Annotated in this window: 19 protein-coding genes; 16 read left to right on the top strand and 3 right to left on the bottom strand. The window is 69.0% G+C overall.

Features of this window, described 5'->3' with window-relative positions:
* Positions 1-67 precede the first annotated feature (67 nt).
* Positions 68-667: a DUF998 domain-containing protein gene (locus C1926_RS01905; RefSeq protein ID WP_108758089.1), complete on the bottom strand. Its 600-nt coding sequence runs from the start codon at positions 665-667 to the stop codon at positions 68-70.
* Positions 668-821: 154 nt separating this feature from the next.
* Here C1926_RS01905 and C1926_RS01900 point away from each other — a divergent pair, with 154 nt between their 5' ends.
* The 6 genes from C1926_RS01900 to C1926_RS01875 all read left to right on the top strand — a co-directional run bounded on the left by C1926_RS01900 (position 822) and on the right by C1926_RS01875 (position 6813).
* A complete protein-coding gene (locus C1926_RS01900) occupies positions 822-1076 on the top strand; it encodes a hypothetical protein (RefSeq protein ID WP_108758088.1) in 255 nt (84 codons plus the stop codon).
* A gap of 126 nt (positions 1077-1202) precedes the next feature.
* A complete protein-coding gene (trxA, locus tag C1926_RS01895) occupies positions 1203-2063 on the top strand; it encodes a thioredoxin (RefSeq protein ID WP_108758087.1) in 861 nt (286 codons plus the stop codon).
* 107 nt (positions 2064-2170) lie between these two features.
* A complete protein-coding gene (locus tag C1926_RS01890) occupies positions 2171-3871 on the top strand; it encodes a FecR domain-containing protein (protein ID WP_108758086.1) in 1701 nt (566 codons plus the stop codon).
* A complete protein-coding gene (locus tag C1926_RS01885; protein WP_108758085.1) occupies positions 3868-5493 on the top strand; it encodes a CHASE2 domain-containing protein in 1626 nt (541 codons plus the stop codon). Before C1926_RS01890 ends, C1926_RS01885 begins: the two co-directional genes overlap by 4 nt.
* Before the next feature lie 257 nt (positions 5494-5750).
* Entirely contained in the window at positions 5751-6203 is a 453-nt protein-coding gene (locus tag C1926_RS01880; protein ID WP_108758084.1) for a transposase, read from the top strand.
* Positions 6204-6348: 145 nt separating this feature from the next.
* Positions 6349-6813 (top strand): DUF4442 domain-containing protein, encoded by a 465-nt coding sequence (locus tag C1926_RS01875; RefSeq protein ID WP_108758083.1) that lies wholly within the window; start codon positions 6349-6351, stop codon positions 6811-6813.
* A gap of 1 nt (position 6814) precedes the next feature.
* Here the strand turns inward: C1926_RS01875 and C1926_RS01870 are convergent, their stop codons facing one another.
* A complete protein-coding gene (locus C1926_RS01870; RefSeq protein ID WP_108758082.1) occupies positions 6815-8092 on the bottom strand; it encodes a hypothetical protein in 1278 nt (425 codons plus the stop codon).
* A 74-nt stretch (positions 8093-8166) separates the two neighbouring features.
* Between C1926_RS01870 and C1926_RS01865 the strand changes: the two genes are divergently transcribed.
* The 9 genes from C1926_RS01865 (at position 8167) to C1926_RS01825 (ending at position 16830) form a co-directional block, all read left to right on the top strand.
* Positions 8167-8850 carry a DUF502 domain-containing protein gene (locus C1926_RS01865; RefSeq protein WP_108758081.1) on the top strand — a complete coding sequence of 228 codons (684 nt, stop codon included), beginning with the start codon at positions 8167-8169 and terminating at the stop codon, positions 8848-8850.
* Complete coding sequence (locus C1926_RS01860; protein ID WP_108747133.1) at positions 8847-9644, top strand: queuosine precursor transporter; 798 nt, start codon at positions 8847-8849, stop codon at positions 9642-9644. The genes C1926_RS01865 and C1926_RS01860 overlap by 4 nt, the downstream gene beginning before the upstream one ends.
* Before the next feature lie 94 nt (positions 9645-9738).
* The gene (locus tag C1926_RS01855; protein WP_108758080.1) at positions 9739-11679 is read left to right on the top strand and encodes a DUF885 family protein; all 1941 of its coding nucleotides are present in this window, start codon (positions 9739-9741) and stop codon (positions 11677-11679) included.
* Positions 11676-12083 (top strand): VOC family protein, encoded by a 408-nt coding sequence (locus C1926_RS01850; protein WP_108758079.1) that lies wholly within the window; start codon positions 11676-11678, stop codon positions 12081-12083. The genes C1926_RS01855 and C1926_RS01850 overlap by 4 nt, the downstream gene beginning before the upstream one ends.
* 391 nt (positions 12084-12474) lie before the next feature.
* Positions 12475-12924: a DUF2147 domain-containing protein gene (locus C1926_RS01845; RefSeq protein ID WP_079222704.1), complete on the top strand. Its 450-nt coding sequence runs from the start codon at positions 12475-12477 to the stop codon at positions 12922-12924.
* A gap of 103 nt (positions 12925-13027) precedes the next feature.
* A complete protein-coding gene (gene metG, locus C1926_RS01840; RefSeq protein WP_108758078.1) occupies positions 13028-15118 on the top strand; it encodes a methionine--tRNA ligase in 2091 nt (696 codons plus the stop codon).
* Between the two features lie 75 nt (positions 15119-15193).
* Positions 15194-15784: an HAD family hydrolase gene (locus C1926_RS01835; protein WP_079222706.1), complete on the top strand. Its 591-nt coding sequence runs from the start codon at positions 15194-15196 to the stop codon at positions 15782-15784.
* A 25-nt stretch (positions 15785-15809) separates the two neighbouring features.
* Positions 15810-16223 carry an Rnf electron transport complex subunit RnfB gene (rnfB, locus tag C1926_RS01830; RefSeq protein WP_079222707.1) on the top strand — a complete coding sequence of 138 codons (414 nt, stop codon included), beginning with the start codon at positions 15810-15812 and terminating at the stop codon, positions 16221-16223.
* A gap of 250 nt (positions 16224-16473) precedes the next feature.
* Positions 16474-16830, top strand: coding sequence for a hypothetical protein (locus C1926_RS01825; RefSeq protein WP_108758077.1), 357 nt, complete (start codon positions 16474-16476; stop codon positions 16828-16830).
* Between the two features lie 57 nt (positions 16831-16887).
* Here the strand turns inward: C1926_RS01825 and C1926_RS01820 are convergent, their stop codons facing one another.
* Positions 16888-17235 carry a RidA family protein gene (locus C1926_RS01820; protein ID WP_108758076.1) on the bottom strand — a complete coding sequence of 116 codons (348 nt, stop codon included), beginning with the start codon at positions 17233-17235 and terminating at the stop codon, positions 16888-16890.
* A 192-nt stretch (positions 17236-17427) separates the two neighbouring features.
* Here C1926_RS01820 and mprF point away from each other — a divergent pair, with 192 nt between their 5' ends.
* Positions 17428-19992: a bifunctional lysylphosphatidylglycerol flippase/synthetase MprF gene (gene mprF / locus C1926_RS01815; protein WP_079222709.1), complete on the top strand. Its 2565-nt coding sequence runs from the start codon at positions 17428-17430 to the stop codon at positions 19990-19992.
* Positions 19993-20033: the final 41 nt, after the last annotated feature.

The raw sequence follows: 20033 nt of genomic DNA, 5'->3' as shown, positions 1-20033 counted from the left end.
CGCAGTGCGGCAAACGTCTCCAATCCCGGGCCGGAAAGCCCCGCGCGGCGGTCGCCCAGCCGCCGTCTCAGCGCGCCCGCGACAGCGGCAGGGCCAGGGCCAGCCAGACCGCCCAGCAGGCGAAGGCCAGCCGCTGCGCCAGCGGCGCCGGCAGCACGCCCTGCAGGGCAAATGCGGCCAGGCCGGCCAGCGCGCCGCAGCCCAGGGCCAGCAAGGCCATCGCGCGCCCGTGCCCGCCGCGCAGGCGCGGGATGCCCAGCATCAGCGTGCCGACCACGAAGCCCAGCACCCAGACCATCCAGGCGCTGGCGTGCAGCTGGCTGGCGCCGCCATGCAGGTCTTCCGGGTCCAGCGGCAGCAGGCCCATGGCCGCGAAGGCCAATCCCGCCAGCAGCAGCATCTGGCTGCCCACCCGCGGCGCCCAGCCCGCACCCACCGGCAATTGCCGGCGCAGGCGCTCGGCCACCACCACCGCCAGCGCGCCCGGCAGCACCAGGCCCAGCAGGTTGAAGGCCAGCGCATGTGGCACGCCCTGGGCACCGAGCAGCGCCACCGGGTGCACGGCTTGGGCGTAGCCCGCCAGCCCCGCGCCGAAGCCGAGCACGGCCAGCACGAACAACACGGCAGCCAGCAGCCCCAACCAACGATCAAGCCAGAGCACGGACATCGCGCGGACCTACCTGTAATGAAAGACCGCTGCATTGTCGCGGCCGTAGCGTCATGCGCCAAGCACCGCGTTTTCATCCTAATTTGATGTTCACGGGATCTGTCTCCAGCAATGCTCGGGGCATGGCATTTCCGCCATGCAAGGAACTCCTCCAATGTTCAAACGCATCCTCCTCGCCGCCGCGCTCAGCCTGGGCCTGGCAAGCGCGGCCCATGCGGCCGACTTCAACTGCTACGCCAAGATCGGTCCCGCAAGTGCTGCGCAGAACGCCAGCCCGTTGATGGGGACCGTCAGCGCCGCCAACCTGCAGGCGGCCGAGGCCGAGTACTTCAAGCGAGCTTCGGCTACCAAGCCGGTCAGCTCCGGCAGGTGGGTGATCCACGAGCTCTACTGCGTGCCTCTTTCCTGAGGCAGACACGGCGGGCCTGCCGGCCCGCCACACCGCAACCGGGGCGCGGCGCGTGACGACAGGGTTGAGACCGACATGGATCGACACCATAGAATCGGTCTCCAGTTGCCAGGCGATATCTCCCCCATGACCGAGACGACGACACACGTATTCGACGCCACCACCGCGACCTTCGAGGCCGAGGTGCTGCAGAAATCCCTGCAGACGCCGGTGCTGGTGGACTTCTGGGCCACCTGGTGCGGCCCGTGCAAGACCCTGGGCCCGATGCTGGAAAAGCTGGCGGCCGAGTACAACGGCGCGTTCGAGCTGGCCAAGGTCGATGTCGACGCCGAGCAGCAGATCGCTGCCGCTTTCCAGATCCGTTCGGTCCCGACCGTGTTCCTGGTCAAGGGCGGCCAGCTGGTGGACGGCTTCCCCGGCGCCATCCCCGAAGGCCAGCTGCGCGAGTTCCTGGCCCAGCACGGCATCGTGCCGGCCGATATCGGCGATACCGTGGCCGAAGACGAGGCGCCGCTGGACCCGCAGGCGCAGGTGGACGTGCTGCGTGCGCAGATCGCCGCCGAACCGGACAAGGACGAGCTGAAGCTGGACCTGGCCCTCGCCCTGCTGCAGGTGGGTGGCGTGGATGAGGCCGGCACGCTGATCGATGCCCTGCCCGCCAACCTGGCCACCGATGACCGCGCGGTGCGCGGCCGTGCGCGCCTGGCCTTCGCCACCGCGCTGAAGGATGCGCCCTCGGCCGAGGCCCTGGATGCCCGCATCGCCGCCGATGGCAAAGACCTGCAGGCCCACCATCTGCGCGGCGTGCAGCTGCTGCTCGGCGGCCACGACGAAGCCGCGCTCGAGCAGTTCCTGGAGATGCTGCGGATCGACCGCACCTTCGCCGAAGGCCTGCCGCGCAAGGTGCTGATCGATGCCTTCAACGTCATCTCCGACGAGGACCTGGTCGGCCGCTACCGCCGGAAGATGGCCTCGCTGCTGTTCTGAACGAAGGCACGCTCCGTTCAGAATTCCTGCACTGAACGCGGGCAATAATGTGATCGGTAGCGGCCTTTTGGCCGCTACGATCCATTCGGGGGGATGAGGTCGGGGCCATGGGGTCTTGCAGCTGCGCCCCCGCACAGCCGGGACAGCACTCCGTGACCGTTGGCCGTTCGTCGTCATCCCTCGCCCGCCGTTTCGCCGCACTGCTGTGCGCCCTGCTCCTGCTGCCCGGCCTCGCCGCCGCACAGGACTGGAACTACCGGGTCCGCCCCGGCGATACCCTCTGGGATCTGGGCGGCCTGTACCTGAAGGCGGACGTGCCCTGGCAACAGCTGCAACAGCACAACCGCATCGACAACCCTTACCGCCTGCCGCCCGGCGGGCTGCTGCGCTTCCCGGTCAGCTGGCTGCGGGTCGAACCGGCCCCCGCGCGCGTGCTGGCCGTGCGCGGCACCGTGCAGCTGGCCGCTGCCAATGGCAGTGCCACCCGTGCCCTGCTCGCCGGCGAGCGGCTGCACATCGGCGACACCGTGCAGACGGCGGGCGATGCCAGCGTCACCCTTGAATTCGCCGATGCCTCGCGCCTGCAGCTGCGCGAGCACTCGCGGCTGCGCCTGGACCAGCTGAGCCGCTACGGCCGCACCGGCATGGTCGATACCCGCGTGCGCCTGCAGCAGGGCCGGGCCAGCAACCGCGTCACTCCCGCCCGCGGCCCGGCGTCGCGCTACATCATCGATGCCCCCGCAGCCACCAGCAGCGTGCGCGGCACGGTGTTCCGGGTCAGTGCCGGCGACGGCACGCAGGTCGGTGCCACCGAAGTACTGGAAGGCCGCGTGCAGGTGGGTAATCCGCACGGCCAGCGGCTGGTGCGCCCGGGCCAGGCCAGCCGCAGCGCCAGCGCCGATGCGGCACCTGAAGCCGTATCCGCGCTGCTGCCCGCGCCGCGGCTGCGCAGCGATGCCACCACGCTGGCGCCGCTGCCGGCACGCCTGGCATGGGAGCCGGTGGCCGCTGCCGACCACTACCGGGTCGAAGTGGTGCTGGCCGCCACGCCGGAGATCCTGCTGTTCGCGGCCACCACCGCCGGCACCTCGCTGGTCATCGACGACCTGCCGCCCGGCGCCCTGCGGCTGTTGCTGCGCGCCGTCGATGTGCAGGGCGTGGAAGGCCTGGATGCCAGCGCCGATTTCCTGCTGAGCGACCAGCCGCCACCGCCGCTGACCGTGTCGCCCCTGCACGGCCAGTCCGTCAACAGTGACCGGCCGCGCTTCCGCTGGACCCAGGCCCCGGGCGCGAGCAGCAGCGTGCTGCAGATCGCCGGCGAGCCACGCTTCCTGCAACCGCTGCAGCAGCAGGCCAGTACTGGCACCGACCTGCGCCTGGCCACGCCGCTGCCGCCGGGCCAGTACTTCTGGCGCGTTGCCTCGCGCGATGGCCAGGGCCACCAGGGGCCGTTCGGGCAGGCGCTGCCCCTGCAGCTCACCGACGATCCGGTCGACCCGGCCCTGCAGCCGCCCGAAGCTGCCCACGGCGAGCTGACCCTGCGCTGGCAGGCCGGCAGCGAAGGCCAGCGCTACCGCGTGCAGGTCGACCGCCGCGGTGACTTCAAGGCGCCGCTGGTGGATGAAACGCTGGCGCAGCCGCAGGTCAGCTTCAAGCGACCGTGGCGCGGCACCCTGCACGTGCGCGTGCAGTACATCGACGACGACGGCCACGCCGGTCCGTTCTCACCCGCCCAGCAGGTCAAGCTGCCGTGCCGGCTGTGCTACGGCGCCGGCGGCAGTGCCCTGCTGTTGTGGCTGCTGCTGTGAGACGCTCGCCCCTGCCCTGGTCGCGGCGCATCCTGCTGGCCCTGCTGGCCGGCATCGCCACGGCGGCGGTCAGCCACGGGCAGTTCCTGTGGCGGCAGGATGAAGCCGCCTACGACCTGCTGGTGGGCGACTGGGACTACCGCCCCGACCCCAGCGTGCTGATCGTGGCCATCGACGAAGAGAGCCTGCAGCGCATCGGCCAGTGGCCGTGGCCGCGCTCGGTGCATGCACGGCTGCTGGACCGCTTGACCGATGCCGGTGTCGAACGGGTGGCGCTGGACCTGATGCTGTCCGAGCCGGATCGCCGCGACGCGCGCCAGGATGCCGAACTGGCCGCGGCCATCCGACGCAATGGCCGCGTGGTGCTGCCGGTGCTGGCGGCGCCGGCGGCAGGCGACCGCCTGGCCGAGGAACTGCTGCCCATCCCGCTGATCGCCGCCAGCGCAGCAGCCATCGGCCACAGCGACGTGGAAGTCGATGGCGATGGCGTGGCGCGCGGTGTCTACCTGCGCGCCGGCATCGGCCAGCCGCACTGGCCGGCCTTGGGGCTGGCGCTGTCCGGCCTCCCGGCCCAGCGCATGCATGGCCTCGCCGACCCTGCGCCTGCACTCGAATCGCCCTATCAATGGCGTCGCGACGACTACGTGCGCGTGCGCTATGCCGGCCCGCCCGAGCGGCTGCCGCACGTCTCCTACGCCGATGTGCTTGATGGCCAGGTCGACGCGTCGCTGCTGCATGGCCGCCGCATCGTGGTCGGCATGACCGCCAGCGGCATCGCACCGCGCCTGCTGACCCCGACCACCCGCGAGTACTGGATGAGCGGCAGCGAGTACCAGGCCAACATTGCCTCGATGCTGCTGCAGGACAAGCAGATCAACGTGCTGCCGCGCATCGCGCAGGACGTGCTGTCCGGTCTGATGGCGGCGCTGTGCGTAATGCTGCTCGGCCTGCGCCTGCCGTGGCTGGCCGCGCTGTGCTCACTGCCGCTGGCTCCGCTGCTGGGCTGGCTGCTGCTGCGCGTGGGCAACCTGTGGTGGGCACCGGCCAGCGCCCTGCTTGGCGTGCTGCTGATCCTGCTGGTGTGGGCGGTCTGGCGCATCTCGGCCTGGCACCGCCAGGCCAACCGCGATGCGCTGACCGGGCTGGGCAATCGCCTGCGTTTCGAACAGGCCCTGCAGGAGGAATGCGATGCCGCGCGACGCAGTGGCAAGCCGCTGAGCCTGGCCCTGATCGACGTGGACCATTTCAAGCATCACAACGACCGCCACGGCCACCAGGCCGGTGACGGCGTGCTGCGCGATGTCGCGCGGCTGATCGCTGCACATGCACGACGCCCGCGCGACATGGCCGCACGCTATGGCGGCGACGAGTTCGCGCTGGTGCTGCCGGACACCCCGGCCGATGGCGCGCGCCTGGTGGTCGAAGACCTGATCGCCGGCGTGCGCGCACTGCCGCCCCCGGGCGACGGCCGCGGTGCCGGCATCACCCTCACCATCGGCGTGTACACGCGCGTACCCGATGGCAGTCTGCATCCCCACCATTTCGTCGAAGGCGCCGACACCGCGCTGTACCGCGCCAAGGACAATGGCCGTGACGGGTATGCCATGAGTGGTGACCCGTAAAGTCGAGCTTGCTCGACTGGCGTTGCCGTTGTGCCCGTAGAGTCGAGCTTGCTCGACTGGCCGTTGCCGTTGTGCCCGTAGAGTCGAGCTTGCTCGACTGGCCGTTGCCGTTGTGCCCGTAGAGTCGAGCTTGCTCGACTGGCCGTTGCCGTTGTGCCCGTAGAGTCGAGCTTGCTCGACTGCTCTCCTCGATTCCACCGACAGCAGATTCCGCTTTTCCCTAGGGCCACTTCCAAAGTGATCCGCCACTCTGGGCCATGCCCAGTCCCGCCCTCCTGCGTTGCCGTACCTCAGTGGTTGGCCACTTCTATGTCATCACCAGCGTGGCTACAGGCCGCCGGCCGTTGTTTGCCGCACCGGAATGTGCCGGCGTGCTGATGGATCAGTTCAAGGCCAGTGACGCGCGCGGAGCAAGCAGATCCTTTGCCTGGATCATCATGCCCAACCACTTCCATTGGGTCATGCAACTGCGCGAAGGTGCGCTGGGGCCGTGTGTGCAGTCCTTGAAGTCGCGGTCGGCCATTGCCATCAACGCGGCACTCGGTAGACGTGCGCCGGTCTGGCAACGCGGCTACTACGAACACTGGATCCGGGACGAGCACGATATCCGCCAGCAGGTCCTCTATGTGATGGGCAATCCGGTACGCGCCGGCCTGGCGTCTCGGTTGGGCGACTATCCGTATGGATGGTGTCGATGGCCGCTTATGTAGGAAAGCCAGTCGAGCAAGCTCGACTCTACGAACAGCCACGGCGCAGGCAGTCGAGCAAGCTCGACTCTACGAATGGCGGGCCGGGGTTCAACATACGCATGCGAATGGTTAGACTCGAGTCCTCGCCCCCGCGCCCCGCCCGCCCATGAAAGCCAGCACCTTCCGCCTCGGCATCAACCTGTGGCCGCCGTTCCTGTTCACAGGCATCCATGTCACCCGCATCACACCGGACTACCGGCAGATCGAGGTGGAGCTGCGGATGCGCCCCTGGAACCGCAACTACGTCGGCACCCATTTCGGTGGCAGCCTGTTCGCGATGACCGATCCGTTCTGGATGCTCGGCCTGATGCACACCCTGGGCCGCGACTACTACGTGTGGGATCGCGCCGGGGCCATCGAATTCCTCAAGCCCGGGCGCGGCACCGTCCGCACCGCCTTCCATATCGACGAGGCGGTGCTGGATGAGCTGCGCGCCGAGGCGGCCAACGGCGAAAAGGTGCTGCGCTGGTTCAGCAACGACGTGGTCGATGCCTCCGGCGAAGTCGTCGCCCGCGTGCGCAAGCAGGTCTACGTGCGCCTGAAGCCGCAGGCGCGCGCCAGCGCCGCCTGACCTACAGCGGCACCGACAACAGCGGCGCTGCCCCGGCCGGCATGTCGCGCGCCCGTCGCGGCACCTGCAGGTGCCTTCCATCGGCCGACAGCACCAGCGTCCGCGAGGGTGAGCGCCAGTGCGCCGGCAAGCGTTGCAACGCCTGCTCCGGTGCATCCGCCTGCTGCCGCAGCCAACGCTGGGCGCCCAGCAGGCGCAGCCACGCCGCCGCATCCTGGCTGCGTGCGGCGTAATCCTGGTAGGCCGGCGCGGCGATGTCACTGAGGACACAGCCGATCATGTTGGACAGGCAGCCGACGTCCCATCGGCCCACGCTGCCCACGACAACCGGCATGTCGGCCGCCAGCCGGCCGGTGGTGGCCGGGTCGCAGGCCCATCCCAGGTTCAACGCGATGCGGCCCAGGGTGTGTTCGCGATCCAGCATCAGCACGGTGCCGGCCTGCTGCAGCGATGCATCGATGGCGGCCTTGCTGATCGCAAACTCGCCCTGCATCGCCCTGCACAGGCTCTGCCCATCGGCATCCATCGGTTGCAGCGCGCGCTCGCAGGCGGCCGGCAGCACCTGGTCCGGTGGCAGCTCGGCCAGCATGGCGGCCAGCAGCTGCACATGGGTGCGCACCACCGCCGCGCCGATCATGCTGTCGATCAGCGTGTTGCCACCGCGCATCAGGCGCCGCCCCATCTGCACCGATCGGCAGCTGCCAGCCAGTGCGCCGGCGATGTCGCCCTGCACGTAGGCCAGCGCATGCGCGCCGGTGCCATCCATCAACAACGCGTAGTTCGGCAGAGGCATCAGCCACGCCGTACCCGACGGAACGAACGGGGTATCGACGTTGTCGACATCGGCAAGGCTGTCCAACCGCGCGTGCAGTTGCAGGTGGCCGGCATGGGCAGCACTGAAACCCTGCAGGTCGGCGCGCACCTTTGCCAGGCAGTCGCCTGCGGCAGGACCACACTTCCCCCTCGGATCCAGCGCCACGGCCGGGTGCGTGGCCGCCAGCGCCGAATCGGGCATCCGCGGCGCAGGGCCCGCCTGCCAGCGCCGCACGTCCACGGCCAACGCCGCCTCACGCTGGGCAGGGTCCAGGCCATCAAAGGGCAGCGTCCACAGCAGCGCGAAGCCGTTCTTGCCCGGCGCCGGCTGCACGTCCTCCAGCCAGCGCACCTGTTCACGCTGGGCGGCCGGCAGCGGCCAGAGCCGCGACAGGCTCCACAACAGCACCACGAGCACGACCAGCCCCAGCAGGGCCCAGCCCACTCCGCGCAGAATCCTCAACACAGCATCCGTTCCCTGTCTGGCTCCCGCCCGACCTTCCAGCGTAATCCAGCGCAATCGGCCGCTACAATGCGCACATGTCGCTCGAAGCCCCCGCCCTGGTCCCCCGCCCTTCCCTGCAGCGCCTGTTCCTGACCGGCCTGCTGACCCTGCTGCCGATCTGGCTGACCTGGGTCGTGGTGAAGTTTGTCTTCGTGTTGCTGTCGGGCATTTCCAGCCCGCTGGTGGCGCCGCTGTCCGAGCAGATCGCGACCAGCTTCCCGCACTACCTGGGCTGGGTCCACGCCGAGTGGATCCAGGACACCATCGCCCTGCTGGCCACCCTGCTGGTGATCCTGGCGGTGGGCGTGGCCAGCCGTCGCGTGGTCGGCCAGCGCCTGCTGCGCTGGGTCGGCGCCATCATCAAGCGCATCCCGCTGGCCAGCATCATCTACGACAGCGCCAAGAAGCTGCTGGACATGCTGCAGACCGAACCGGGCAGCACCCAGCGCGTGGTCCTCATCGACTTCCCGCACCGTGACATGAAGTCGGTCGGCCTGGTCACCCGGGTCATCAAGGAACAGGGCACCGACCGCGAACTGGCGGCGGTGTACGTGCCGACCACGCCCAACCCGACCTCGGGCTACCTGGAAATCGTGCCGGTGGAACTGCTCACCCCGACCGACTGGACCGTCGACCAGGCGATGAGCTTCATCATTTCCGGCGGTGCGGTGGCTCCGGCCAGCGTGCCCTTCACCCGCGCCGGCGAACGCCCGGAGTGAGCGGCACGCCCAGCGACGCGCCCTACGCGCGCCCCCTGCAGGACCGCGCGGTCCTGCTGTTCATCATCCTGGCCACGTTCTTCTGCGGCAACGCGGTGCTGGCCGAGCTGATCGGGGTGAAGATCTTCGCGCTGGAAGACACGCTGGGCATCGATGCACTGAACTGGAACCTGTTCGGCCAGACCGGTTCGTTGAGCTTCACCGCCGGCACGCTGTTGTGGCCGGTGGTGTTCATCATGACCGACACCATCAACGAGTTCTTCGGCAAGCGCGGCGTGCGCTTCATCTCGTGGCTGGCGGTGGTGCTCATCGCCTATGGGTTCCTGTTCGCGTTCGCCGCCATCTCGCTGGCACCGGCCAGCTGGTGGGTTACTTCGATGGATGCGCACGGCGTGCCGGATTACCAGGCCGCGTTCGCGGCGGTGTTCGGCCAGGGCATGTGGACCATCGCCGGTTCGCTGGTGGCCTTCCTGGTGGGCCAGTTGATCGACGTGGCCGTGTTCCATCGCATCCGCCAGGCCACCGGCGAGCGCCACGTGTGGCTGCGCGCCACCGGTTCGACCGCCGTCTCGCAGCTGGTGGACAGCTTCGTGGTGATCTGGATCGCCTTCGTGCTGGGCCCGCAGAAATGGCCCACCTCGCTGTTCCTGGCCGTCAGCAGCGTCAACTACGTGTACAAGATGGGCTTTGCCATCGCCCTGATACCGTTGCTGTACCTGATGCGGCGCGCGATCACACGCTACTTGGGCGAACCACGCGCCGCGCAGCTGCGCGCTGCCGCTGCGGCTGACTGAAGCCCCAGCGACGGCAAGCTGACTGCGCGTTCACGCTGGCCGTACGCGCCCGGATCGTGCAAGCTCCACGGTCTGTGTTCCACGGAAGCTCCTGATGCCGTATCCCACCCGCGCCCTGGCCGCCGCCATCGCCGCGTTGTTCCTGTTCAGTGCCGTGCCGTCGGCAGAGGCAGCGAAGAAGAAGGCCAGCCGCCCCGCCGCCGCGCAGACCCGGCAGGCCGCCAAGCCGAAGGCCAAGCCCGCGCGCGCCACCCCGGCACGCGGCAGCTCCACGCGCCGCGCCGCCGCGCGCCCGGTGGCACCGGCCCGCGCCGTGCCCAGGCAGGTACAGCTGGAGCGCCTGTACGACGAATACTGGGACGCCTCGATGCGGTTGAACCCGCTGCAGGCCACCTTCCAGGGCGATGCCCGCTACAACGACCAGCTGCCCAACATCCTGTCGGCCGCATGGCGCCAGCAGTCGCACGATTTCACCACCGAATGGCTGGGCAAGGTCGAGAAGGTCGGCAGTGACGGCCTGCAGGGCCAGGACCTGCTCAGCTACGAAATCTTCGTGCGCGATGCGCGCGCCTCGCTGGCGGCCGAGCGCTACCCGAGCTGGATGATGCCGATCAGCCAGTACTACAACATCGGCAGCATCATGGCGATCCTCGGCGCCGGCGCAGGCGCGCAGCCGTTCAACACGGTCAAGGATTACGACACCTGGTCGCGCCGCTCGCTGGGCATCCCCGACCTGTTCAACCAGGCCATCGACAACATGCGCCAGGGCATGAAGGCCGGCGTGGTGCAGCCGCGCGACCTGATGGAGAAGGTGCTGCCGCAGCTGGACGCGGTGATCACCCCGACCGCCGAGGAAAGCATCTTCTGGTCGCCGATCAGGACCATGCCGAGCGACATCCCGGCCGAGGAAAAAGCGCGCATCAGCGCCGAATACAAGCGCATGATCGAGCTGCGCATCATGCCGTCCTACCGCGCCCTGCGCGGCTTCATCGCCACCGAATACCTGCCGGCCACCCGCAGCAGCAGCGGCCTGGGCGCCCTGCCCGACGGCCAGGGCTGGTACGCCAACCTGATCGTGCAGACCACCGCCAGCGACCAGACCGCCGCCCAGCTGCATGCGCTGGGCGAGCAGCGCGTGCAGGAACTGAGCGCGCAGATCGCTGCGGTGATGAAAGACAACAAGCTGCGCGGCTCGCAGGCCAAGCTGCTGAAGAACATGCGCACCGACCGCCAGTTCCAGTACGGCGATGCCAACGCGCTGATCAATCGCTACCGCCAGCTGCAGCAGCAGGTGGATGCGCGCCTGCCGCAGGTGCTGGACACCCTGCCGAAGGACCGCCTGGAAGTACGCGCGGTCGAGCCGGACCGTGCACTGACCGCCGCTGCCGCCGCCTACCAGCCCGGCCAGCCGGGACAACCGGGCGTGCTCTACGTCAACACCCGCGACCTGCCCAGCCGCAAGCGCTGGAGCGTGCCGGTGCAGTACCTGCATGAAGCCATCCCCGGCCACCACGTGCAGCTGGGCCTGCAGCAGGAACTGGCCAAGCTGCCGCGCTTCCGCCGCCTGGGTGGCGACCTCGCCTTCGTCGAAGGCTGGGGCCTGTATGCCGAAACCCTCGGCGACGATCTGGGCGTCTACACCGATCCCTACGACCGTATCGGCTACCTGTACTCGCGCCTGCTGCGCGCGGCCCGCGTGGTAGCCGACACCGGCGTGCACTCGCAGGGCTGGAGCAAGCAGCAGGCAGTGAACTACCTGCAGAAAGCCGTGGACATGAGCGAGGACGACGCCAGCGCCGAAGTTGAACGGATCATGGCCCAGCCGGGCCAGGCGCTGTCCAACGTGGCGGGCCTGAGCCGCATCCTGGCCCTGCGTGACAAGGCCCGAGCGCGCCAGGGCGCAGCCTTCGACCTGCGCCGCTTCCACGCCGAAGTGCTGAAGGACGGCTCGATGCCGCTGGACGTGCTGGAGCGCAAGGTGGACCGCTGGCTTGACCAGCCCGCCGCGACGGCACCGGCCACGGCAACGCCATGACCCGCGCAGCGACCGGCGGCCTGCTGGGCATCCACCATGCCGCCGTCATCTGCAGCGATTACGCACGTTCAAAGGATTTCTACGTGCGCATCCTGGGCCTGCGCGTGCTGGCCGAGAACCACCGTGCCGCGCGCGATTCGTGGAAGCTGGACCTGGCCCTGCCCGACGGCGGCCAGCTGGAGCTGTTCTCCTTCCCCGCACCGCCGCCCCGGCCCAGCCGCCCCGAGGCCCAGGGCCTGCGCCACCTGGCCTTCCGGGTGACGGCGCTGGAACCGTTCATCCAGCGCCTGGCCGAGCATGGCGTAGCCTGCGAACCGATCCGCGTGGACGAGTACACCGGCGCCCGCTTCACCTTCTTCGCCGACCCTGACGACCTGCCGCTGGAGTTGTACGAAGTCGGTTGATCCGGGGTCGGATCCCTTGCCCACGGAAAGGGCTCCGACCCCATCCAGGCTACCCACCAGGGGTCAGAGCCCGTTGCGCAGCAACGGGATCCGACCCCGTGCCCACCATCAGCCGCAGGAACCTGTCAGAGGTGGGGCGGTGTGGGCTTGCAGGACCGCAGGCGCCATGGATGGCGCCTACGAGCCCCCATGGACGGGTTTACGGCGTGTCCTGCAAGCCCACACCGCCTCGCCTTTCCCAGCAGACCGCTCTGGCTCTGGCCTTTGACGTTGATTGCAGCAGGTGCAGGGCTGCAAGCCCTGCAAAGCCCCCCCTTCCCCATACCCCGCCGAATGGGTATACAGTCGCCCTGTACCGGCAACGTGCCGGAATGAACCCTGGGAGGGGACCATGCGCAAGACCTTCAAGACCCTGTTGCTGGCACTGCCGCTGTGCCTGGCCGCCCTGTCGGCCCAGGCCGCCGACAGCGCCGCCGGCCGCTGGAAGACCATCGACGACAAGACCGGCAAGGTGAAGTCGATCGTGGAGATCAGCCAGGCCGCCAATGGCGGGCTGAGCGGCAAGGTGGTCGAGATCCTGCAGTCCGACAAGGGTCCGAACCCCGTCTGCGACGGCTGCGAAGGCGCCAACAAGAACAAGCCGGTCAAGGGCATGACCATCCTGTGGAACCTGTCGCAGGACAAGGGCAGCCACAGCAAGTGGTCCGGCGGCACCATCCTCGACCCGGCCAACGGCAAGACCTACAAGTCCAAGCTGGAGCTGCAGCCGGGCGGTGGCAAGCTGGACGTGTCCGGCTGCATCGCCTTCATCTGCCGCACCCAGACCTGGGTCCGCGAGTAAGCCCCCCGGCCCGCGCAGCACCCCCCGTGACCCGGCCCCGGCCGGGTCACCTCGTTGCAGGCATGCGATACTCTGCGGTTCCCCTCGGCTGCACCCCGCGACCATGACCCGTACCGCGCTCGTCACCACCGCCCTGCCCTACGCCAACGGCCCCCTGCACCTGGGCCATCTGGTCGGCTACATCCAGGCTGACATCTGGGTGCGCGCGCGGCGAATGAGCGGCGGCAAGGCCTGGTTCGTGTGCGCCGACGATACCCACGGCACGCCCATCATGCTGGCCGCGGAAAAGGCCGGGGTCACCCCGGAAGCCTTCATCGCCAACATCCAGGCCGGCCATGAGCGCGATTTCGCCGCCTTCGGCGTGGCCTTCGACCACTACGACTCGACCAACTCGGCGGCCAACAAGGCGCTGACCGAGCAGTTCTACCTGAAGCTGGAAGCGGCCGGCCACATCAGCCGCCGTTCGGTCGCGCAGTTCTACGACCCGGCCAAGGGCATGTTCCTGCCCGACCGCTACATCAAGGGCATCTGCCCGAACTGCGGCAGCGCCGACCAGTACGGCGACAACTGCGAAGTCTGCGGTGCCACCTACAACCCGACCGACCTGAAGGATCCGAAGTCGGTGATCTCCGGCGCCACGCCGGAAATCCGCGATTCGGAACACTTCTTCTTCGAGGTCGGCCGTTTCGAAGGCTTCCTGCGCAGCTGGCTGGCCGGCGATGTCGCCCTGCCCGGCGTGAAGGCCAAGCTGATGGAATGGCTGGACGCCGAAGGTGGCCTGCGCGCGTGGGACATCTCGCGCGATGCGCCGTACTTTGGCTTCGAGATCCCCGGCCAGCCGGGCAAGTACTTCTACGTCTGGCTGGATGCGCCGATCGGCTACCTGTCCAGCTTCCAGACCCTGTGCGGCACGCTCGGCGAAGACTTCGAATCGCACCTGCGCGAAGGCACCAGCACCGAACTGCACCACTTCATCGGCAAGGACATCGTCAACTTCCACGGCCTGTTCTGGCCGGCGGTGCTGAACGGTACCGGCCACCGCGCGCCCACCCGCTTGCACGTCAACGGCTACCTGATGGTCGATGGCGCGAAGATGAGCAAGTCGCGCGGCACCTTCGTGATGGCGCGCACCTTCCTCGACGCCGGCCTGGAACCGGAAGCCCTGCGTTACTACTACGCAGCCAAGACCAGCGGCGGCGTGGACGACCTCGACCTGAACCTGGGTGACTTCGTCGCACGCGTGAATGCCGACCTGGTCGGCAAGTTCGTCAACCTGGCCAGCCGCTGCGCCGGCTTCATCAGCAAGCGCTTCGACGGCCTGCTGGCCGCGCAGCTGCCCGACGCCGCGCAGTACCAGCGCTTCGTCGATGGCCTGGCGCCGATCCGTGAGGCCTACGAGCGCAACGACCCGGCCGCCGCCATCCGCCTGACCATGACCCTGGCCGACGAAGCCAACCGCTACATCGACGAGGTCAAGCCGTGGGTCATCGCCAAGCAGGAAGGCGCCGATGCGCAGCTGCAGGCAGTGTGCAGCCAGGGCCTGAACCTGTTCCGCGTGCTGGTCACCGCCCTGAAGCCGGTGTTGCCGGCCACCGCCGCGCAGGCCGAGGCCTTCCTGGCCGCGCCGGTGAACGACTGGACCGCACTGGCACAGCCGCTGCTGGGCCACCGCATCGCCGAGTACACCCCGCTGTTCACCCGTATCGACCCGAAGAAGATTGACGCCATGATCGACGCCTCCAAGGACACCCTGCAGCCGGCCGCCGCTGCCGCCGCTGCCGCCCCCGCCGCCAGGACCGAAGCCGTGAAGCCGGCTGCCCCGGCCCCGGCCAAGGACGACGCGAAGAGCGCCGACGCACCGGCCTACATCGGCATCGATGATTTCGCCAAGCTCGACCTGCGCATCGGCAAGGTACTGGTGTGCGAGTTCGTGGAAGGTTCGGACAAGCTGCTGCGCTTCGAACTGGATGCCGGCGAGCTGGGCAAGCGCCAGATCTTCTCCGGCATCCGCGGCAGCTACGGCGAGCCCGAAGCGCTGGTCGGCCGCAGCGTGGTGTTCATCGCCAACCTGGCCCCGCGCAAGATGCGCTTCGGCCTGAGCGAAGGCATGATCCTGTCGGCCGGTTTCGACGGCGGCGCGCTGGCGCTGCTGGACGCCGACAGCGGCGCGCAGCCGGGCATGCCGGTCCGCTGATGCCCTGCGGGCGCGGCCCTCGCCGCGCCCTCCACGCAGACCGCCCCGGAAGGCACCGCCATGGGAGTGAGCAGGATGGAACTGGCGCTGTTCGATTTCGACCACACCGTCACCACCTGCGATACCTATGGCCGCTTCCTGCGCCGCGTGGCCACGCCGGAACAACTGGCGCGCGCGTGGTGGAAGGTCGGTCCGTGGCTGCTGGCCTACCGCCTGCGCATCATTTCCGCCGAGCGCATCCGCGCCCGCGTCACCCGCCTCACCTTCAGCGAACGCCACGCCGATGACATCGCAACGCTCGCGGCAGGTTTTGCCCGTGAGGTGCTGCCCGAAGTGGTACGCCCGGAGATGCTGGAGCAGATCCGCTGGCACAAGGAACAGCAGCACACCGTGGTGATCGTGTCCGGCTCGCTGGACCTCTACCTGAAGCCGTGGTGCGAGCAGCTGGGCCTGCAGCTGATCTGCAACCGGCTGGAAAGCCAGGACGGCCGCCTGACCGGTCGCTATGCCGGCGGTGACTGCGGCCCGCGCAAGGTCGAGCACATCCGTCGCCAGTTCGACCTGTCGCGCTACCTGCGCATCCACGCCTACGGCGACAGCTACGAAGACCGCCCGATGCTGGCCCTCGCCCACGAGCGCTGGTACCGCGGCAGACCCCTGAAGTGATTCCAACGCGCAGCCTTCGCCACGCATGAGCCTGATCCCGCCCCTGACCGAACGCCTGGACCGCTTGCTGCCGCAGACCCAATGCGGGCAATGCGGCTATGACGGCTGCCGCCCGTATGCACAGGCGATGGCGCGCGGCGACGTGGGCGTGGACCGCTGCCCGCCCGGTGGTGATGCCGGCGCACGCGCACTGGCCCAGGTGCTGGGCGTGCCCGCCGTGCCGTTCGACCGCACGCGCGGCACGCACAAGGCGCCGCAGGTCGCGCTGATCGTCGAAGCCGACTGCATCGGCTGCACCAAGTGCATCCAGGCCTGCCCGGTGGATGCCATCGTCGGCGGCGCCAAGTACATGCACACGGTGATTGCCGACCTGTGCACCGGCTGCGAGCTGTGCATTCCGCCGTGCCCGGTGGACTGCATCGATCTGGTGCCGGTGTAGCGGGCGTCTCAACCCTCGTCGCAATCGCCCTCTCCTGCGCGGTCCACGCCCTCAGATAAAGAGATGCGCCTCGCAGATTGGTCCACCGACTGTGACAGATGCGACACCGCGCTGCCGCATGCGCAGCTGCATGCAAGACTCCCGCACACGTCCTGAAACGGACCACCCGAGCAGGTGGCCGGTTTTCAAGCCACGTTCCGCCCGCCACCTTGCTGCGGCGGCAACCGATTGCCCTGAACGGAGCTGTGCCATGACCCCTTCGGACCTATCCGGCGCCTGCGCCAGCGACGCCACCGATGCAGCGGACGAGATCCAATGCGATCCCGCCAGGTTGATGGCCCTGCTGCAGAAGATCAGTGCAGGTGCCCCCGCCGGTGGATTCCTGTGGCCGGAAGGCTGCTTCCTGTCCGGCGGCCACGTGGGCCTGACCGAGGCCGACCGCATTCTGGCCGGCCTGCGCGTGGTGCAGGAAGTCGTGCTTGCCGCCGAACGCAGCCGGGGTCATGACGACGCCGACGAATACGTTGGCGACCGCTTCATGGCAAGCCTGATGCAGGCGTGCATCGCGCTCTCGGCAGACGCCGCCAGCAGGATCCATTCGCAGTAACTGCAGCGGGGCCAGAGCCCTCTCCGCGGGAGAGGGATCAGACCCCGGCTCACGGAATTACGGCACGGCCGCCGTGATCACGATCTCGACCTTCCACTCCGCATGCGCCAGCTTCGCTTCAAACGTCGCACGCGCCGGGGTCGCACCTTCAACCACCCACTCGTCCCACGCCTTGTTCATGCCGTCGAAATCGGCAATGTCGGCCAGGAACACTTCCGCGCGCAGCACGTGCTGGCGATCACTGGCCACCTGCGCCAGCAGCTTGTCGATCTCCGCCAGTACCTGCCGGGTCTGCCCGGTGATGTCCTGGCTGGTGTCTTCCGGAATCTGGCCGGAAAGGTAGGCGACCTTGTTGTGCACGGTCATCTCGGACATGCGCGGTCCGATGTCGTAACGCTCCATCATGGGCGTGGCTCCTGCGGGTGGACAGGCCTTCATTCTCACCCAGCCGGGGCCGGAAGTGTGTACCCGGCGCGGCCGCTCGTTGCCGCCAATCGCCGCACAGTGCCGGTGCTGGTCAAACGCGATCGACAGGCGCACGATGCGCCACGTTCACGTTGACACCACCCTCGCCCCCGCTGACGCACCCTTGCGCCGATGACCCACGCCCCCGATTCCACCACCGCTTCCCATACCCCGGCATGGAAGCGGGTCCTGACCATCGTCATCCCGCTGCTGATCCTGGCGCTGGCCCTGCACGGGCTCGCCAACGAATTCGACGAGCATGGCTACCGTGCCATCCGCGACGCCTTCCACAAGCTGACCGGCGCGCAGATCGCGCTGACCGTGCTGCTGGGCCTGGCCAGCTACGCCTGCCTGATCGGCTTTGATGCCATCGGCCTGCGCCGCAGTGGCATCCGCGTGCATCCCGCACGCGTGGGCATCACCGCGTTCCTGGCCCACACCCTGGGCCAGACCGTGGGCTTTGCCGCATTGACCGGTGGCGCGGTGCGCCTGCGCGGCTACCGCAGCGCCGGCCTGGACCTGGCGCAGATCGGCCAGGTGGTACTGATGAGCACGCTGGGCTTCGTGTTCGGTGCCTGGCTGCTGATCGGCGTGGCGCTGTGCATGGAACCGGCCGCGGCCGCGCTGGCCCTGCCGCTGGACCCGGCGGCGGTGCGCGTGGTCGGCATCCTCGCCCTGCTCGCCTACGCCGCCACCGTGCTGCTGGTCGGCCGCAACGGGCGCCAGTTCCGCATCTTCGGCCATGGCCTGTGGCTGCCCGACCGCCGCACCATGCTCGGCGTCACCGTGCTCAGCGTCATCGAACTGGTGCTGGCCAGCGCCGCGTTCTACGTGCTGCTGCCCGACTCCACGCCCACCGGCCTGCCCGGCTTCGTCGGCCTGTACCTGGTGGCCGTGCTGGCCGGCCTGGTGTCCACAGTGCCGGCTGGCCTGGGCGTGTTCGAGTGGAGCCTGCTGAAGCTGCTGCCGCAGGTCGCACCGGCCGCAGTGCTGGCCGCCGCGCTGATCTACCGCGTCACCTACTACGTGCTGCCGCTGCTGCTGGCCACCCTGCTCGCCCTTGCCCCGGCCCTGCGCCAGCCACTGCAGGCCAGCGCCGGCGCCACCCGCGCCGGCTGGCACGCGCTGCGGCCATGGCTGCCGCAGATCATCGCCCTGGCCGCCTTCAGCATCGGTGCCGCGCTGGTCATCGATGGCACGCTGCCGACACCGCGCCGCCATCTCCTCAACGCCTCGCTGCCCATCCTGGAAACCTCGCACCTGATCGGCAGCCTCGGCGGCGTGGCCCTGCTGCTGATCGGCCAGGGCCTGGCCCGGCGCAGCCATGCCGCGTGGATGCTGGCGATGGCGGTATGCGTGGTCACGCCACTGCCGCTGTGGCTGCGCGGCGGCCAACCGCTGATTGCCGTATCGGCGCTGCTGGTGGCGATGGCGCTGTGGGCCGCGCGCCGCGAGTTCTACCGCCAGGGCGCGCTGCTGGATGAGGCCTGGTCGTGGCCGTGGCTGCGCAACCTCGGCCTGGTGCTGGTGGCGGTGACCTGGCTGCTGTTCTTCACCTACAGCCACGTCGAATACCAGAACGAACTGTGGTGGCAGTTCGCGGTGTCGGGCAACGCGCCGCGTGCGCTGCGCGCGTTGCTGGTGGTGGCCATCGCGCTGGTGATGTTCGGCCTGGCGCGCCTGCTGCACAGCACGCGCACCCCGTTGCCGGCTGCCGACGATGCCACCCTGCAGGCGCTGGCACCGGTGCTGGCCGGCGCCACCGACACCCAGGCCTGCCTGGTGCTGACCGCCGACAAGGCGGTGCTGCGCGACGAGGCGAAACAGGGCTTCGTGATGATGCAGCGCTATGGTGGCTCGCTGATCGCGATGGGCGATCCGGTCGGCCCGCCGGAGGTGGCCCGTGCGCTGATCTGGCGCTTCCGCGAGGAAGCCGACCGGCTTGGCCTGCGCCCGGTGTTCTACCAGGTAGGCGAGGCATACTGGCAGACCTACCTGGACCTGGGCCTGGGCCTGGTCAAGCTGGGCGAAGAGGCGATGGTGCCGCTGCACGACTTCGGCCTGGAAGGACGCGAACGCGCCGACCTGCGCCAGGCCTGGAACCGCGGCAAGCGCAGCGGCCTGTCATTCCGGGTGGCGCCGGTGGAGGAGATTCCCGAACTGCTGCCGCGCCTGCACGCCATTTCCAACGCCTGGCTGGACGACAAGGCCGGCGACGAAAAGGGGTTCTCGCTGGGCAGTTTCGATCCCGGCTATCTGGTGCGCTTCCCGGTGGCGCTGGTCGAGGCCGAAGGTGAGATCGTGGCCTTCGCCAACCTGTGGCAGGCGCCGGCCGGGGCTGAGCTGTCGGTGGACCTGATGCGCCACGTCAATGAAGCGCCGAAGGGCACGATGGATTTCCTGTTCATCGAACTGTTCCTGTGGGGACGCGCGCAGGGCTATGCGCGCTTCTCGCTGGGCATGGCGCCGCTGTCCGGGCTGGCCCAGCACCGCCTGGCCGGCCGCTGGAACCGCCTCGCCGGCCTGCTGGCGCGGCATGGTGAACGCTTCTATGGCTTCAGTGGCCTGCGCCGTTTCAAGTCGAAGTTCGACCCGCAGTGGCGCCCGCGTTACCTCGCCGCACCGGGTGGCATGCACCTGCCGGCGGCACTGCTGGATGCCACGCGGTTGATCTCGCTGGACCCGCGGCGCGGCTGATGGAAAGTTTCGCCGGGCATGGCCCGGCGCTACCGGTGGGT

The sequence above is a fragment of the Stenotrophomonas sp. ZAC14A_NAIMI4_1 genome (assembly GCF_003086915.1).
GTDB lineage: Bacteria > Pseudomonadota > Gammaproteobacteria > Xanthomonadales > Xanthomonadaceae > Stenotrophomonas.
This window is presented reverse-complemented; position numbering and strand designations above follow the sequence as displayed.

Bases quoted from the DNA above. Each gene is read 5' to 3' on its own strand.
- metG (WP_108758078.1), top strand. From the start codon at position 13,028: ATGACCCGTACCGCGCTCGTCACCACCGCCCTGCCCTACGCCAACGGC.
- C1926_RS01900 (WP_108758088.1), top strand. From the start codon at position 822: ATGTTCAAACGCATCCTCCTCGCCGCCGCGCTCAGCCTGGGCCTGGCA.
- mprF (WP_079222709.1), top strand. From the start codon at position 17,428: ATGACCCACGCCCCCGATTCCACCACCGCTTCCCATACCCCGGCATGG.
- C1926_RS01820 (WP_108758076.1), bottom strand. From the start codon at position 17,235: ATGATGGAGCGTTACGACATCGGACCGCGCATGTCCGAGATGACCGTG.
- C1926_RS01825 (WP_108758077.1), top strand. From the start codon at position 16,474: ATGACCCCTTCGGACCTATCCGGCGCCTGCGCCAGCGACGCCACCGAT.
- C1926_RS01845 (WP_079222704.1), top strand. From the start codon at position 12,475: ATGCGCAAGACCTTCAAGACCCTGTTGCTGGCACTGCCGCTGTGCCTG.
- C1926_RS01865 (WP_108758081.1), top strand. From the start codon at position 8,167: ATGTCGCTCGAAGCCCCCGCCCTGGTCCCCCGCCCTTCCCTGCAGCGC.
- rnfB (WP_079222707.1), top strand. From the start codon at position 15,810: ATGAGCCTGATCCCGCCCCTGACCGAACGCCTGGACCGCTTGCTGCCG.
- trxA (WP_108758087.1), top strand. From the start codon at position 1,203: ATGACCGAGACGACGACACACGTATTCGACGCCACCACCGCGACCTTC.
- C1926_RS01890 (WP_108758086.1), top strand. From the start codon at position 2,171: ATGGGGTCTTGCAGCTGCGCCCCCGCACAGCCGGGACAGCACTCCGTG.
- C1926_RS01905 (WP_108758089.1), bottom strand. From the start codon at position 667: ATGTCCGTGCTCTGGCTTGATCGTTGGTTGGGGCTGCTGGCTGCCGTG.
- C1926_RS01835 (WP_079222706.1), top strand. From the start codon at position 15,194: ATGGAACTGGCGCTGTTCGATTTCGACCACACCGTCACCACCTGCGAT.
- C1926_RS01855 (WP_108758080.1), top strand. From the start codon at position 9,739: ATGCCGTATCCCACCCGCGCCCTGGCCGCCGCCATCGCCGCGTTGTTC.
- C1926_RS01880 (WP_108758084.1), top strand. From the start codon at position 5,751: ATGCCCAGTCCCGCCCTCCTGCGTTGCCGTACCTCAGTGGTTGGCCAC.
- C1926_RS01875 (WP_108758083.1), top strand. From the start codon at position 6,349: ATGAAAGCCAGCACCTTCCGCCTCGGCATCAACCTGTGGCCGCCGTTC.
- C1926_RS01850 (WP_108758079.1), top strand. From the start codon at position 11,676: ATGACCCGCGCAGCGACCGGCGGCCTGCTGGGCATCCACCATGCCGCC.